The following is a 14,066-nucleotide window of genomic DNA, read 5'->3' on the forward strand; positions in this document are numbered from 1 at the left end:
ATGTCGGAGGCCCCTCTTAGGCTGAGGACATGGCATCCGTGCAGTTCGGTCAGCACGCGCCCGCCGCGCGCGTGATCCTCCACCTCAGCGACACGCATCTGCTGGCCGGCGACCGCCTGCTCGGCGATCGCTACGACACCGCGCGCCACCTGCGGCGCACGCTCGAGGCCGCCGAGGCGACGGGGGTGAGACCAGATGCCGTGGTGTTCACCGGCGACTTGACCGACCTGGGCGAGCCCGAGGCCTATCGGGTGCTGCGCGCCGAGGTCGAGCCGTGGGCGGAGCGCCTGGGGGCCCCCGTGGTGTGGGTCGCGGGCAACCACGATGAGCGCCCGGCCTTGCGCGAAGGTCTCCTCGACGGCGAGCCGACGCAGGAGCCGGTGACCGGCGTGTGGGACCTCGGAGGGCTGCGCCTCATCGCGCTCGACTCCACGGTGCCCGGGTGGCACCACGGCGACCTCGACGCGGCGCAGCTCGACTGGCTGCGCGCCGAACTGTCGACCCCGGCACCACTCGGCACGATCCTGGCGCTGCACCATCCGCCGCTGCCGTCGCACATCCCGTTCTTCGACATCCTCGAGCTGCGGGATCAGCAGGGTCTCGCGGCGGCCATCGCGGGGAGCGACGTGCGGGCGATCCTCGCCGGTCACCTGCACTACTCGACCTCCGGTACCTTCGCCGGGGTGCCGGTGAGCGTGGCCTCGGCCTCCTGCTACACGATGGATCTCGCGCGCCCCGCCGACGAGGTGAACGGGATGGATGCCGGACGCTCCTTCCACCTGGTCCACGTCTGGGACGACACGATCACGCACGCCGTCGTCCCGGTGGTCGACGACGAGGCCTCGGGCTTCTTCACCCCCGAGTGGACGGCGCGCATGGCGCAGCTCACCCCCGAGGAACGCCTCGAGACGTTCTCGCGCAAGCGCTCGTCATGACCGGTCACGGCCGACTCGGACGACCGCTCGGCGGCAATCCGTCGGGCATCGACAGTTCCTCGACCACCGGCAATAGACGTGGCGGATGGTGCGGATGAGGCGACCGGCCGCCGTGTCCACCGGCCCTCACCGTCCCGCTCGTTAGGCTCGTGGCATCCCTCTTCACCATGACACCCACGAGGACCCCCACATGGCTTTGGACGCAATGACGCGCACCCGTACCGAGACCGACTCCCTCGGATCCCTCGAGATCCCCGCCGACGCGTACTGGGGAATCCACACCGCCAGAGCGCTCGAGAACTTCCCGATCGCCAAGCGACCCATCTCGGTGTACCCCGACCTCGTGCGGGCCCTGGCGATGGTCAAGCAGGCCTCGGCCCGGGCCAACCGCGAGATCGGCGTGCTCGACCACGAGAAGGCCGACCTCATCGATCGCGCCGCCCAGCGCGTGATCGACGGCGAATTCCACGACGAGTTCACCGTCGGCGTCATCCAGGGCGGTGCCGGCACCTCGACCAACATGAACGCCAACGAGGTCATCACCAACATCGCCCTCGAGATGGCCGGGCGCGAGAAGGGCGACTACGCCTTCCTGTCGCCGATCGACGACACCAACCGCAGCCAGTCCACGAACGACGTCTACCCGACCGCGATCAAGATCGGGCTCGCGCTCACCCTCCAGAGCCTGCTCGAAGAGCTCAAGCTCCTGCGTCAGTCGTTCCTGTCGAAGTCGGAAGAGTTCCATGACGTCCTCAAGGTCGGGCGTACGCAGCTGCAGGATGCCGTGCCGATGACTCTCGGTCAGGAGTTCCACGGTTTCGCGACGACGCTCGGCGAGGACTACAACCGCCTCACCGAGAACGCGTACCTGCTCTACGAGATCAACATGGGCGCGACCGCCATCGGCACCGGTATCACCGCCCACGCCGGCTACGGGGGAGCGGTGCTCAGGCACCTGCGCCAGATCACCGGCCTGGATCTCGAGACGGCGACCGACCTCGTCGAGTCGACGAGCGACACCGGCGCCTTCATGTCGTTCTCGTCGTCGCTCAAGCGCAACGCCGTCAAGCTGTCGAAGATCTGCAACGACCTTCGTCTGCTGTCGAGCGGCCCCCAGGCGGGCCTCGGCGAGATCAACCTCCCCGCGCGCCAGGCGGGTTCGAGCATCATGCCGGGCAAAGTGAACCCCGTCATCCCCGAGGTGGTGAACCAGGTCGCATTCTCGGTGGTCGGCGCCGACATGACCGTGACGATGGCCGTCGAGAGCGGTCAGCTCCAGCTCAACGCCTTCGAGCCGGTCATCGCGCACTCGATCTACCAGTCGATCACGTGGATGCGCCAGGCGATGTGGACGCTCCGCGTCAACTGCGTCGACGGCATCACGGCCAACCGCGAGCGTCTGGGCGCGATGGTGGGCTCGTCGGTCGGCGTCGTCACGGCGCTGACGCCGTTCATCGGCTACGCCGCCGCGGCGGCCCTCGCCAAGACCGCGCTGCTCACGCACCGCAACGTCGCCGACCTGGTCGTCGAGGCCGGACTCATGACGCGCGACGAGGTCATGAAGCAGATCTCTCCCGCCCGTCTCTCCGGCCTGCAGGCGGTGACGGCCGCGATCCCGATCGTGCGCGCGGCAGACAGTGTCGTCGAGGGCTGAGCCCTCGAGAACATCGAAGGGCCGGGACGCGATCGTCCCGGCCCTTCGTCGTGCGTGCCGACCTCAGTCGAGGATGCGGCAGTGAGTGGTCAGCTCGCCGATACCGTCGATCCCGACGGTCACGGTCGAGCGGTCGCGCAGGAAGATCTGCGGGTCGCGCGAGTAACCGGCACCTCCGGGGCTGCCGGTGGAGATGAGGGTGCCGGGGAGCAGCGTCGCCGACTCCGACAGCTTGTTGATGAGGGTCGCGACCGAGCGGACCATCTGGCCGGTGCTGGCATCCTGCACCGTGTGGCCGTCGACGACGGTCCAGATGTGCAGGTCCTGCGGGTCGGGGATCTCGTCGGCGGTCACGACGAAAGGACCGGTGGGGGTGAAGCCGTCGAACGACTTGCAGCGCGACCACTGAGCCTCGGAGAACTGGATGTTGCGCGCGGTCACGTCGTTGACCACCGTGTAGCCCCAGACGTGGTCGAGCGCGTCCTCCTCGGAGATGTCGCGGCCGGGACGCCCGATGATGACCCCGAGCTCGGCTTCGTAGTCGACGGCCTCGCTGAGCGAGCGCGGCCACGACGTGGTCTCGCCGTGCGCGGTGAGCGAGTTCGGCCACAGCACGAACACGGTCGGACCGGCGTCGGTCTTGAGACCCAGCTCGCCGGAGTGCGCGGCGTAGTTGAGGCCGACGGCGAGGATCGAGGGCGGAGCGAGCACCGCGGACGCGTACCGGATGCCGGTGAGGGGATGCCGCGGGGCGCTCGCCGCAGCGTCGCGCACGCGCGCCAGCAGGTCGTCGCCGCCGGCGATGAGCTGCTCGAGGGTGCGCGGGGCACCGGCGAAGAACTCGTCGACGAACGAGAACTCCCCGCCGTGGACGCTGACGAGACGGGGGGCTTCCGCCCCCTCCTGTGCACGGACGTGGGCGAAGCGCATGCCTCCACGCTACCGGGCTCGGCGCGGTGGGGGAGCCTGCAAGCCCCGGATGCCGTGTCGTCCGCCACCCCTAGGCTGTGCGCATGACCTCCCCCTCGCCGCTGTCGCGGCCCGGATCCGCCGAGCCGCCCCGCATCACGACGGCTCCCCAGACGGCGGTGTCGGCGACCCCGCCCGGCTCGCGACGCGGAGGCGTGGCGCTGTGGATCGTCGCCGTGCTGCTGGTGCCCCTCCTCGCGCTGCTGGTGCGCTACTTCACCGCGTTCCTCGGCACGGCGGCGTCGTTCATCGGGCTCGTCCTGGCCGTCATCCCCTTCGTCATCGTGTGGTTCGCCGTGCGCTACATCGACCGGTGGGAACCCGAGCCCCGTCGTCTTCTCGTCTTCGCGGTGGCGTGGGGTGCGATCGCCTCGGTCGCGATCGCTCTGGGTGTCGATCTCGTCATCACGCTCGCCGCGGGGCCCCTTCCGGGCGCCGTGAGCAGCGTCATCCAGGCGCCCCTGGTCGAAGAGGTCGCCAAGGGACTCGGGGTGCTGTTGATCTTCGCCTTCGCCCGTCGCGCCTTCGACGGTCCGGTGGACGGCATCGTCTACGGTGCGCTGATCGGGGCGGGCTTCGCGCTGACCGAGAACGTGCAGTACTTCGCGATCAGCTACCTCGAGGGCGGCCCCGCGCAGGTCGCGAGCACGTTCTTCCTGCGTGCCGTGCTCTCGCCGTTCGCCCACGTCATGTTCACGAGCCTCACGGGGTTCGCTTTCGGCCTCGCCGCGCGCCAGGGGCTGCGTGCGGGGGCCGCGCTCCGCTACGGCGTCCCGGGCCTGCTGGGCGCGATCGTTCTGCACGCGCTGTGGAACGGTTCGGCCACCTTCTTCGACTTCTTCGAGGTGTACGCCGCGCTGCAGGTGCCACTGTTCGTGCTGTTCATCCTCGGCATCCTGGCTCTGCGTCGCGAGGAGTCCCGGCTGACGAGGGCCCGGCTGGGGGAGTACGCCGCGGCGGGGTGGTTCACCCCTCAAGAGGTGGACATGCTGGCGACCGGCCCGGGTCGACGGTCGGCCCTGGCGTGGTCTCGGACCCTGCCGGGGGACCGCGCCGCGGTGATGAAGGGTTTCATCGCGGATGCCACGGCTCTCGCCGCCGCGAGACAGCGCTCGCTGTCGGGACGCGACCCGAACGCCCCCGCCACGGAGCGCTACCTGCTCGAGCGCACGACCGCCGCCCGCGCGGCGCTGCTCCGCCCCTGACGGGAGCCGGAGAGGGGGTCTTGACAGCATCGCGGCGCGGGAGCACCATCAATGTAGGCCAACTCAGCGCCCGGTAGACACGCAGGCATCGCCGCGGCACCGGGCGCTGAGTCTTTCTCCGGCCGGATTGTCCAGGGGGCTCGCGGGCGGCGCGTCCGTGCTTGGATGGAGTCATGACTGATCGCACCAAGCCGGAGTTCGACGCTCCCAGCGGCCCCGCCCCCTCCGACCTCGTCATCCGCGACATCATCGTCGGCGACGGCGACGAGGCGAAGCCCGGCGACACCGTCACCGTGCACTACGCCGGTGTCGAGTACGAGTCGGGTGAAGAGTTCGACTCCTCGTGGGGTCGTGGCGAGAGCATCCAGTTCCCCCTCCGCGGCCTGATCCAGGGCTGGCAGGACGGCATCCCGGGCATGAAGGTCGGCGGACGCCGCGAGCTCGTGATCCCGCCGCACCTGGCCTACGGTCCCGCCGGCGGGCACTTCCTCGGGGGAAAGACCCTCATCTTCATCATCGACCTGCTGAAGGTCGGCTGATCAGCCGTTCTTCATCGTCTGTTCACGAACCCGAGGGGGCTGCGGCCTCCTCGGGTTCGTTGTTTTCCTCGATCGTGGAATACATTCGTGTGAATGGGAGTTGGACCCCGGCAGGACGCCGATACGGCTCCCCAGACCTTTAGGAGTGACATGACTGACACCACCGCCCTCGACATCCCCGGTTACAAGGCGGGCACCTGGGTGCTCGACCCCTCGCACAGCGAGGTCACCTTCTCGGTGCGCCACATGATGATCTCGAAGGTGCGCGGCACCTTCGGCATGAAGAGCGCCACGATCGTCGCTCCCGAGAACCCCCTCGAGGCCACCGTCGAGGCATCCGTCGACGTCACCTCGGTCGACACCAAGGACGAGGGTCGCGACCAGCACCTCCGTTCGGCGGAGTTCTTCGACGTCGAGACCTACCCGACGATGGACTTCCGCTCCACCGGTGTCCGCCTCGAGGACGGCGACTTTCTCGTCGACGGCGACCTGACCATCCGCGGCATCACCAAGCCCGCGACCTTCGCCCTCGACTTCGGCGGCTTCGGCACCGACCCGTGGGGCAACTACAAGGCCGGTGCGACCGCCAAGACGGTCATCAACCGCGAAGACTTCGGCCTCACCTGGAACGCGGCCCTCGAGACCGGTGGCGTGCTCGTCGGCAAGGACGTCACCATCGAGCTCGACCTGCAGCTCTCGCTCCAGGCGTGATCGCTCCGCAGCTGACGCTGCGGATGTGAACTCCTCGAAGGCCCCGGGTGCTCGGCATCCGGGGCCTTCGTCGTGCCGGCGGAGGAGCGGGTCCGCTCAGGCGCGAGCGTGACGCCGCAGGCGGATGCGCTGCTGCACGAGCAGAATGCCGACGAACACCACCGCCGCGCCCACGGGCTCGTTCCACGAGATGCGCTCGCCCAGGATCAGGATGCCGAGAGCCACCCCGACCACCGGGGTGATGTACGTGACGGTCGAGGCGCGGGTCGGCCCCCAGGCGCGCAGGGTGTTCTGGTTCCAGACGTAGGCGATCCCGGTGCCGAGGACGCCGAGGGCGACGATGCTCCCGACGACCGGCAGGGTCAGGTGCATCGGCTCGGCCAGGATGAACGGCGACAGCAGCACCATGAACGCCGCCGCCGGCCCGATGTAGCCGAACGCGAAAGCGATGCCCGAGAGGCCGGTGTCGCCGAGGAAGCGGCGCATGTACGCGAGGCTGAAGCCGTAACAGGCTGTCGCGCCCAGGAGGGCGACCTGCGCGATCGTGCTGTCGCCCACATCGGCCACGGCGCCCGGCGCGATGATCACCACGACACCCGCGATGCCCACGGCGATGCCGATCAGCTGCCCGAGCTTCAGGCTCTCGACGCGGAAGACCGCCCACGCCATGATCGCGGTCATGATCGGCGTGGTCGCGTTGAAGATGCTCGCCAGCCCCGAGGAGACGTGCTGCTCCGCCCACGCGAACAGCAGGAACGGAACCACGCAGAAACTCAGCGACAGCACGCTCAGGTGCCCCCACACTCGGCGATCGCGGGGCAGACGCTCGCGGCGGATCGCCACGATCGCGGCCAGCGCCAGGGCGCCGAACAGCAGCCTGCCGCCGGCGACCTGCGCCGGGGTCATGCCGGTCAGGGCGATCGCGATGAAGAGGAAGCTCGAGCCCCACACGATGCCGGTGAGCACGAACTGCACGGCGATCGAGACGGGCGAGGGAGCGGAGGTGGATGCCACGGAGCCGACACTACGGCCGACCAGCGACATCGCGCGGGCCGGCCGAGTGCGACGGCCGGAATCCGCCGACGATCGGCAGCTCGGGGTCGCACGACGAGAAGGGATGGGCCGACGAGTCAGGGCTGAGGGTCGAGCGCGTCGTACGCGCGGAAACGCGGCGAGAACCGTACGAGGGTGCCGACGAGACCGAGGATCAGGATGCCGCCGAACAGCGGCGGCACCCACAGGGCGGCGAGGGTCGCCAGGGTGCCGGCGTAGAGGGCTCCGACGCGAGGGCCGCCGGCCACCACGACGACGAAGATGCCCTGGAGGCGCCCGCGCATGGCATCCGGAACCGCCGCCTGCATCATGGTCGACCGATAGATCGCGCTGACGTTGTCGGCGGCGCCGGACACCGCCAGGACCACCGCGGCGAGGGCGATGAGGGCGACCGCTGCGTGGGTCTCGTCCACCAGGGCCGGGCGGAGCCAGCCGAGAGTGGCCGCGAGAAGCACGAGACCGAAGAGGCCGATCGATAGGCCGTAGACCTGGATCGCACGTTCGACGCCGAGCCCCTGCCGGCGTACGCGCCCGATCGGGCCCGAGAACAGGCTGGAGAAGAAGGCCCCCGCGGCGACGGCCGCCGTCAGGATGCCGGTGGTGATCGCCCCGCCGCCCAGCAGCACCGCCCCGATCGCCGGGAACAGGGCCACCGGCTGCCCGAAGGTCATCGCGATGACGTCGAGGATGTACTGCAGCCGGATGTTCGGAGCCCGACGGAGGAAGCGCACGCCGTCGCGGAACGACTCGAGTCCGGGTCGGACGATCTCACCCTCGGGGCGGAGCTTCGGCAGCGACCAGAGGCCGAGGAACAGCGAGGTCATCAGGAGGACGTCGAGAGAGTAGGTCCAGGCGTAACCCGCGACGGCGACGAGCACGCCGGCCAGGGCCGGGCCCGCCATCACCATGACCCCGACGGTGACGCCCTGCAATGCGGCGGCGGCGGGCAGCAGATCCCGGGGGATGAGGCGGGGGGTGATCGCGGACTTCGTCGCCATCACGATGGAGTTCGCCGCGGAGTTCACCACGCTGAGCACGAAGAGCCACCCGACGGTCTCGAGACCTGTCCACGCGAGAGCGGCGAGCAGCGCGGTCGAGGCGAACGTGACCACCGCGGCCAGCAGGGCGACGGTGCGTCGGTCGAAGGCGTCGGCGAGCATGCCGCCGTACAGGCCCGCCGCAACCATGGGGAGCAGCCCCGCGACCGCGATCATCGACACCGCGAACGTGCTCTGGGTCAGCTCGAACACGTGGAGCATGACGGCGACGACCGTCAGCTGGCCACCGAGGCCGGCGAGCGTCGACCCCACCCAGAGTCGCGCGAACGCCGGCGAGGTCGTCAGGGGCCGCAGATCGATGAACGCACCGCGGGCGCCTCGGCGCGGGGGAGCGGCGGGATCGGTCTGACTCACGGATCGAGGCTACGCCAGCCCTCCGACACACCGGACGCCGCGGACCGGTGCGGTGTCGGCATCCCGATGCTGGTAGACTCATGCGGTTGCCGTTCGATCGGCCGCGGATAAAGAGAGCTCGCACATCGTGTGACGGGCGCCGCGCAATGAGAAGGAAGGGGATCCCATCTATGGCACTCGAAGCAGACGTCAAGAAGGCGATCATCGAAGAGTACGCGACGCACCCCGGTGACACCGGATCCCCCGAGGTGCAGGTCGCGATGATGACGCAGCGCATCAAGGACCTCACCGAGCACCTCAAGACCCACAAGCACGACCACCACTCGCGCCGTGGGCTCTTCCTGCTCGTCGGTCAGCGCCGCCGCCTGCTGGGTTACCTGCAGGACGTCGACATCAACCGTTACCGCTCGCTCATCGAGCGTCTCGGTCTGCGTCGCTAATCGCACCAGCGTTCTATCGCGCAAAACATTCTTGGAAGGCCGCCCCACGGTGTGGGGCGGCCTTCGTCATTCCCGGCGCTCGCCGCGGTGCTCGCTTCTCCCCGCCCGCCGTGCCCCCACGCGATAAACGCCGATCCTTCCGAGACGCGCGGTGTCGCGGCGTGTCTCGTAAGGACCGGCGTTTATCGAGAAGGGTGCCCGGAGGTCAGGATGCCGTGCGGGCGGCGACCAGGTCGGGATGCCAGCGCTCGGCCACGTCGGGGTGGGCGCGCAGCCGCGACTTGAGGGCGTTCTCGCCGTAGGTCGCGTGGATGGGGTTGTCGGGGTCGTCCTCGACGCCGCGAGACTGGGCGGCGAGCTCGGCCGGCAGCTCGATGATCGGCAGCCGCGCGTCGAGGGCCGGGTTGAAGAAGAACGGCACCGAGATGCGCTCGTCGGGGAACCGCGGCGAGATCACCCGGTGGTTCGTCGCCCGCAGGTAGCCCTGCGTGGCGTACTCGAGCAGTTCGCCGATGTTGACCACGAAGGCGCCGGGCACCGGGGGAGCGTCGACCCACTCGCCGTCGCGCTCGACCTGCAGGCCGCCCTTTCCGGGCTCGACCCACAGCAGGGTCAGCACGCCCGAATCCTTGTGGGCGCCCACCCCCTGCTGGGGGGTCGGGTCGTCCTTGCCGGGGTAGCGGACGATCTTGATGAGGGTCTGCGGGTCGCCGAAGTGGCGGTCGAAGTACTGTTCCTCCGCGCCCAGGGCGAGGGCCCACGCGCGGAGGAGCTTGCGTGCGACGCCCGTGAGGTGGTCGTGCCACTCGGTCACGACGTCCTGCAGCTCGGGCTGCGCCGCGGGCCACAGGTTCGGGCCGACGAGACGGTTGTATCCCGGGCCGTCGGGGTCGGTCAGGGGGGCCCGCTCGGGTCCGATGTCGATCTGCTCGCGCCAGTCGACCCGGCCCTGCGTGCGCTCGCCGCCGACGCGCGTGTACCCGCGGAAGTGGGGGCTCGTGACGTTCTCGATCGAGAGCTTTTCGGCCTCGGGCAGGGCGAAGAAGTCCTTCGCCGCCCGCAGCAGGCGCGCCTCGAGTTCGGCGCTCACCCCGGTGCCGGTCAGGTAGAAGAACCCGACGTCGTGGGTGGCGGCGCGCAGCTCGTCGCGGAAGCGGGCGGCGGCGCCGGGGCCCTGGTCGAGGAGCGAGAGGTCGAGAACGGGGAGGTTCAGGTCGGACATGGATCGAGGCTAGGTCGGCCCGCGCGATGCCGCCCGAATATTGCCGACGATTACCGCTCGGCGGGTGACGCCCGCGTCGAGAGGAATGATCCCGCCGATTCCTGGTGGGAATCGTCCCGGGTATTGCGTATTGTGTAGTGGTCAGGTGAGGCTGTCCTTACCTTCCGCAGTGCCGCGGCGTCCTCACCCCCATCGTGAAAGTCGGGTCCTCCGCTCGTGCTCGCAAGCTTCTTCGCCACCTTCCTCATCGGTCTGCGTGAGGGCCTCGAGGCGGCCCTGGTCGTCGGCATCCTCGTCGCCTACCTCACGCGTCTCGACCGCCGCGACGCGCTCCCCACGCTGTGGACCGGTGTGGGACTCGCCGTCGCCCTCGCCCTCGGCGTCGGGGCGATCTTCACCTTCGGCGCGTACATGCTGACGTTCGAGGCGCAGGAGCTCCTCGGCGGCGGGCTGTCCCTGCTGGCCGTCGCGATGGTCACGTGGATGATCTTCTGGATGCAGAAGGCGGGGCGCACGCTCAAGGCGGGCCTCGAGGGCGGCCTCGACAAGGCGCTGCGCGGGGGCGTCTGGGCGCTCGTGGCCATCGGGTTCGTCTCGGTCGCGCGCGAGGGCGTCGAGACGACCCTTCTGCTGTGGTCGATGGTGCAGTCGTTCGGCGAATCGCCCGTCGCCCTGTTGGGCGCCCTGCTCGGGCTGGTGACGGCCGTCGTGCTCGGCTGGTTCATCGCGCGCGGCATGCTGCGCCTGAACCTCGGCCGCTTCTTCACCTGGACCGGCGGCGTCCTCGTCATCGTCGCGGCCGGCGTCCTCGCCTATGCCTTCCACGATCTGCAGGAGGCGGGAGTCCTTCCCGGCCCCTTCGGAGCCGGGGCGCCGCTCGATCCCGCGACCGGTGCGGTCGCCACCGGGTGGGCCGGCTTCCCCTTCGGTTGGGCGTTCGACGTCTCCACCACCATCGCGCCCGACAGCGCGCTCGCCGTGCTGCTGCAGGCGACGGTCGGCTTCATGCCGCAGATGACCTGGCTCCAGGTGATCGCCTGGGTGGTGTACATCGCCATCGTCGCGCCCCTCTTCTTCCGCGGCGTGCGCGCGAACCGCCGCCCGCGGCCGACGGGTGCGGCGGCGTCGGATGCGGCCCCTCGCTCCACCGCCGCGGTGGAGCCGGCCCGGGTCGGGTCCTCGCCCACCGCCCCGCCCGCCACCGCCACCCCGTAGACCCCCGTCACCGCCCGCGTGCCCGACGCCGCGGCATCCCTCTCTCATCGATCGGAGAACCATGAACTCGACACGCCTCCTCGCGGCGACCGCCGCGGCCGGCGCGACCGTCCTGCTCCTGTCCGGCTGCGTCGCCAAGTCCGACGCGGCGGCCTCGGGTGCGCTGTCCGTCACCTCGACCGGCGACGGCTGCGCCGTCTCGGCCGCCAGCGCGCCCAGCGGCACCGTCGCCTTCGACGTGAGCAACAAGAGCGACCAGGTCACGGAGTTCTACCTCTTGGCATCCGACGGTCTGCGCATCGTCGGCGAAGTCGAGAACATCGCCCCGGGTGCCTCGCGCAACCTCACGGTCGTCGCGCAGCCCGGCGACTACTTCACCCTCTGCAAGCCCGGCATGGTCGGCGACGGGGTGGGCAAGGCGAGCTTCACCGTCACCGGAGACGCCGTCGCCGTCAGCGGTCCGGATGCCGAGCAGAAGCAGAAGGCCGTCGACCTCTACGCCGCCTTCGTCAAGGACCAGGTCGGACAGCTGATCCCCGCCGTGCAGACCTTCACCGCCGCCTACGAGTCGGGCGACGACGCCACGGCGAAAGAGCAGTTCCCGCGCGTGCGCGCCTTCTACGAGCGCATCGAGCCGATCGCCGAGGCGCTCGGCGACCTCGATCCGCGCATCGACTACCGCGAGGTCGACGCCGTGGCCGAGGGGCTGGACTGGACCGGGTTCCACCGCATCGAGAAGGACCTCTGGGTTCCGGCGCAGGACGCCCTGAACGCCGACGGCGAGACTCCCGCGTGGAAGGACTGGGCGCCCTCGACCCCCGCCGAGCGCGCGACCTACGGTGACAAGCTCGTCGCCGACACCCAGGAGCTGTACGACTACGTACACTCCGACGCCTTCACCCAGGCGCTCGACGCGCAGGGCGTCGCGGGGATCTCGAACGGGGCGATCTCGCTGCTCGACGAGGTGGCCACGGGCAAGATCAGCGGCGAAGAGGACTGGTGGTCGGGCACCGACCTCAACGACTTCGCGGCGAACGTCGAGGGCTCGAAGATGGCCTTCTCGCTCGTGCGCGATTTCGCCGACTCGAAGGGCGACAAGGGCACCGCGCTGGTGTCGCGCATCGACGGCGGCTACGCCGATCTCGAGGCGGCCCTGGCGAAGTACGGCTCCCTCGACGCCGGCTTCGTCCCCTACAGCCAGATCACCGAGGCCGACAAGCGCCAGCTCACCGACCTCATCAACGCCCTCGCCGAGCCGCTCTCGCAGCTGACGGTGACGATCCTGGAGTGAGCGTGAGCGACGCGCAGAACACGCCGGAGGAGCAGACCCCGGATGCCACGGGCTTGTCTCGCCGTGGGCTGATGGGCCTCGCCCTCGGCGCCGGGGCCACGGGACTCGTCGTCGGCGTCGGAGGCGGTCTCGTCGGCGGTCAGGCCTACGCCCTTGAGCAGCAGAAGGCGGTGAAGGATGCCGCGGCGGTGATGACCGGCATCCATCAGCCCGGGATCACGACGCCGGTGCAGGAGCACCTGCACTTCGCCTCGTACGACATGATGGCGCGGACGACGCGCGACGACCTCGCCGAGTTGCTCTCGGACTGGACGTACGCCGCGACCCGCATGATGCAGGGGCTCGAGGTGACCGCCACGGGTGCCGTGGGCGGCTCTCCCCAGGCGCCGCCGGACGACACGGGCGAGGCCCTGGGCCTGCCGGCGAGCAACCTCACCATCACGTTCGGATTCGGGCCCTCGCTGTTCGACCAGCGCTTCGGACTCGAGGGGCAGCGTCCCGACGGGCTCGAGCGTCTGCCGGCGTTCCTCGGCGACGATCTCGACCCGCTGCGTTCCGACGGCGATCTCTGCATCCAGGCCTGTGCGGACGACCCGCAGGTGGCGGTCCACGCCATTCGCAACCTCAGTCGGATCGCCTTCGGGCGGGCGACGATCCGGTGGTCGCAGCTCGGGTTCGGTCGCACCTCGAAGACGACCTCGGAGCAGACGACCCCTCGGAACCTGTTCGGGTTCAAGGATGGAACGGCCAACATCCTCGCCGACGACGCGGCCGCTCTCGACGAGAACGTGTGGGTGTCGGCATCCGAGGGTCCGGCCTGGCTCGCGGGCGGGTCGTACCTGGTCGCGCGGCGCATCTCGATGCTCATCGAGACGTGGGACCGCACGCGTCTGGCCGAGCAGGACCGCGTGATCGGTCGTGACAAGGCGAACGGCGCACCGCTCTCGGGCGGCGACGAGTTCACCGCGCCGGACTTCGCGGCGGCGGGCGCCACCGGGGTCCCGGCGATCGACCCGCGCAGCCACGTGCGCCTCGCGCACCCCGACATGAACGGCGGTATCCGACTGCTGCGTCGCGGGTACAACTTCGTCGACGGCACGACCGATTTGGGGCGGCTCAACGCCGGCCTGTTCTTCCTGTCGTTCCAGAAGAGCCCGCAGCGGTACATCACCGTGCAGAAGGCCCTCTCGACGGATGCCATGAACGAGTACGTCCGCCACGTCGGCTCGGGGCTGTGGGCCGTGCCGCCCGCACCGGCCGCGGGGGCATCGGTGGGGGCGGGGATGCTCGGGGCGTAACGCCTGTGCCGACTCGTGAACGCTCCCTGCGCCGGGAAACGCCCGCTGAACGCGTTTCCCGGTGTGGGGAGCGTTTCTCGCTGATCGGGAGGGTGCGGCCGGAATAAAGCTCGGCGCTGCGC

13 protein-coding genes are annotated in these 14,066 nt (G+C 69.9%); 9 read left to right on the plus strand and 4 right to left on the minus strand.

Going from position 1 to position 14,066, the window contains the following annotated elements:
- Positions 1–29: 29 nt before the first annotated feature.
- Positions 30–935: a phosphodiesterase gene (locus ASE56_RS08565; protein ID WP_056227289.1), complete on the plus strand. Its 906-nt coding sequence runs from the start codon at positions 30–32 to the stop codon at positions 933–935.
- A gap of 190 nt (positions 936–1,125) precedes the next feature.
- On the plus strand, positions 1,126–2,589 hold the full coding sequence (locus ASE56_RS08570) for an aspartate ammonia-lyase (RefSeq protein ID WP_056227293.1): 1,464 nt from the start codon (positions 1,126–1,128) through the stop codon (positions 2,587–2,589).
- 63 nt (positions 2,590–2,652) lie between these two features.
- On the opposite strand, the gene ASE56_RS08575 is transcribed toward ASE56_RS08570, so the two are convergent.
- The gene (locus ASE56_RS08575) at positions 2,653–3,519 is read right to left on the minus strand and encodes a fumarylacetoacetate hydrolase family protein (protein WP_056227296.1); all 867 of its coding nucleotides are present in this window, start codon (positions 3,517–3,519) and stop codon (positions 2,653–2,655) included.
- Between the two features lie 83 nt (positions 3,520–3,602).
- On the opposite strand from ASE56_RS08575, the gene ASE56_RS08580 reads away from it, so the two are divergent.
- From ASE56_RS08580 to ASE56_RS08590, 3 genes are all read left to right on the plus strand, one after another.
- A complete protein-coding gene (locus tag ASE56_RS08580) occupies positions 3,603–4,763 on the plus strand; it encodes a PrsW family intramembrane metalloprotease (protein ID WP_056227299.1) in 1,161 nt (386 codons plus the stop codon).
- A gap of 173 nt (positions 4,764–4,936) precedes the next feature.
- Positions 4,937–5,302: an FKBP-type peptidyl-prolyl cis-trans isomerase gene (locus ASE56_RS08585; RefSeq protein ID WP_013583439.1), complete on the plus strand. Its 366-nt coding sequence runs from the start codon at positions 4,937–4,939 to the stop codon at positions 5,300–5,302.
- Positions 5,303–5,452: 150 nt separating this feature from the next.
- Entirely contained in the window at positions 5,453–6,013 is a 561-nt protein-coding gene (locus ASE56_RS08590) for a YceI family protein (protein WP_056227302.1), read from the plus strand.
- Between the two features lie 96 nt (positions 6,014–6,109).
- Here ASE56_RS08590 and ASE56_RS08595 read toward each other — a convergent pair whose 3' ends face one another.
- Together ASE56_RS08595 and ASE56_RS08600 are read right to left on the minus strand one after the other, a co-directional pair.
- On the minus strand, positions 6,110–7,027 hold the full coding sequence (locus ASE56_RS08595; protein ID WP_081349665.1) for a DMT family transporter: 918 nt from the start codon (positions 7,025–7,027) through the stop codon (positions 6,110–6,112).
- Between the two features lie 116 nt (positions 7,028–7,143).
- Complete coding sequence (locus ASE56_RS08600; protein ID WP_056227308.1) at positions 7,144–8,478, minus strand: MFS transporter; 1,335 nt, start codon at positions 8,476–8,478, stop codon at positions 7,144–7,146.
- Positions 8,479–8,648: 170 nt separating this feature from the next.
- On the opposite strand from ASE56_RS08600, the gene rpsO reads away from it, so the two are divergent.
- Positions 8,649–8,918 carry a 30S ribosomal protein S15 gene (gene rpsO, locus ASE56_RS08605; RefSeq protein ID WP_056227311.1) on the plus strand — a complete coding sequence of 90 codons (270 nt, stop codon included), beginning with the start codon at positions 8,649–8,651 and terminating at the stop codon, positions 8,916–8,918.
- 205 nt (positions 8,919–9,123) lie between these two features.
- Here rpsO and ASE56_RS08610 read toward each other — a convergent pair whose 3' ends face one another.
- A complete protein-coding gene (locus ASE56_RS08610; protein ID WP_056227314.1) occupies positions 9,124–10,140 on the minus strand; it encodes an isopenicillin N synthase family oxygenase in 1,017 nt (338 codons plus the stop codon).
- Positions 10,141–10,356: 216 nt separating this feature from the next.
- On the opposite strand from ASE56_RS08610, the gene efeU reads away from it, so the two are divergent.
- The 3 genes from efeU to efeB all read left to right on the plus strand — a co-directional run bounded on the left by efeU (position 10,357) and on the right by efeB (position 13,944).
- On the plus strand, positions 10,357–11,355 hold the full coding sequence (gene efeU / locus ASE56_RS08615) for an iron uptake transporter permease EfeU (RefSeq protein ID WP_056227317.1): 999 nt from the start codon (positions 10,357–10,359) through the stop codon (positions 11,353–11,355).
- A 61-nt stretch (positions 11,356–11,416) separates the two neighbouring features.
- A complete protein-coding gene (gene efeO, locus ASE56_RS08620; protein ID WP_056227320.1) occupies positions 11,417–12,646 on the plus strand; it encodes an iron uptake system protein EfeO in 1,230 nt (409 codons plus the stop codon).
- Positions 12,643–13,944 (plus strand): iron uptake transporter deferrochelatase/peroxidase subunit, encoded by a 1,302-nt coding sequence (efeB, locus tag ASE56_RS08625; protein ID WP_056227323.1) that lies wholly within the window; start codon positions 12,643–12,645, stop codon positions 13,942–13,944. The genes efeO and efeB overlap by 4 nt, the downstream gene beginning before the upstream one ends.
- The last annotated feature ends 122 nt before the right edge of the window (positions 13,945–14,066 follow it).

The sequence above is a fragment of the Microbacterium sp. Leaf203 genome, assembly GCF_001421275.1.
Taxonomy (GTDB): domain Bacteria; phylum Actinomycetota; class Actinomycetes; order Actinomycetales; family Microbacteriaceae; genus Microbacterium; species Microbacterium testaceum_A.

Excerpts from the sequence above, each read along its gene's own strand:
- ASE56_RS08570 (WP_056227293.1), top strand. The coding sequence starts at position 1,126 with ATGGCTTTGGACGCAATGACGCGCACCCGTACCGAGACCGACTCCCTC.
- ASE56_RS08610 (WP_056227314.1), bottom strand. The coding sequence starts at position 10,140 with ATGTCCGACCTGAACCTCCCCGTTCTCGACCTCTCGCTCCTCGACCAG.
- ASE56_RS08585 (WP_013583439.1), top strand. The coding sequence starts at position 4,937 with ATGACTGATCGCACCAAGCCGGAGTTCGACGCTCCCAGCGGCCCCGCC.
- ASE56_RS08590 (WP_056227302.1), top strand. The coding sequence starts at position 5,453 with ATGACTGACACCACCGCCCTCGACATCCCCGGTTACAAGGCGGGCACC.
- efeO (WP_056227320.1), top strand. The coding sequence starts at position 11,417 with ATGAACTCGACACGCCTCCTCGCGGCGACCGCCGCGGCCGGCGCGACC.
- ASE56_RS08580 (WP_056227299.1), top strand. The coding sequence starts at position 3,603 with ATGACCTCCCCCTCGCCGCTGTCGCGGCCCGGATCCGCCGAGCCGCCC.
- ASE56_RS08565 (WP_056227289.1), top strand. The coding sequence starts at position 30 with ATGGCATCCGTGCAGTTCGGTCAGCACGCGCCCGCCGCGCGCGTGATC.
- rpsO (WP_056227311.1), top strand. The coding sequence starts at position 8,649 with ATGGCACTCGAAGCAGACGTCAAGAAGGCGATCATCGAAGAGTACGCG.
- ASE56_RS08575 (WP_056227296.1), bottom strand. The coding sequence starts at position 3,519 with ATGCGCTTCGCCCACGTCCGTGCACAGGAGGGGGCGGAAGCCCCCCGT.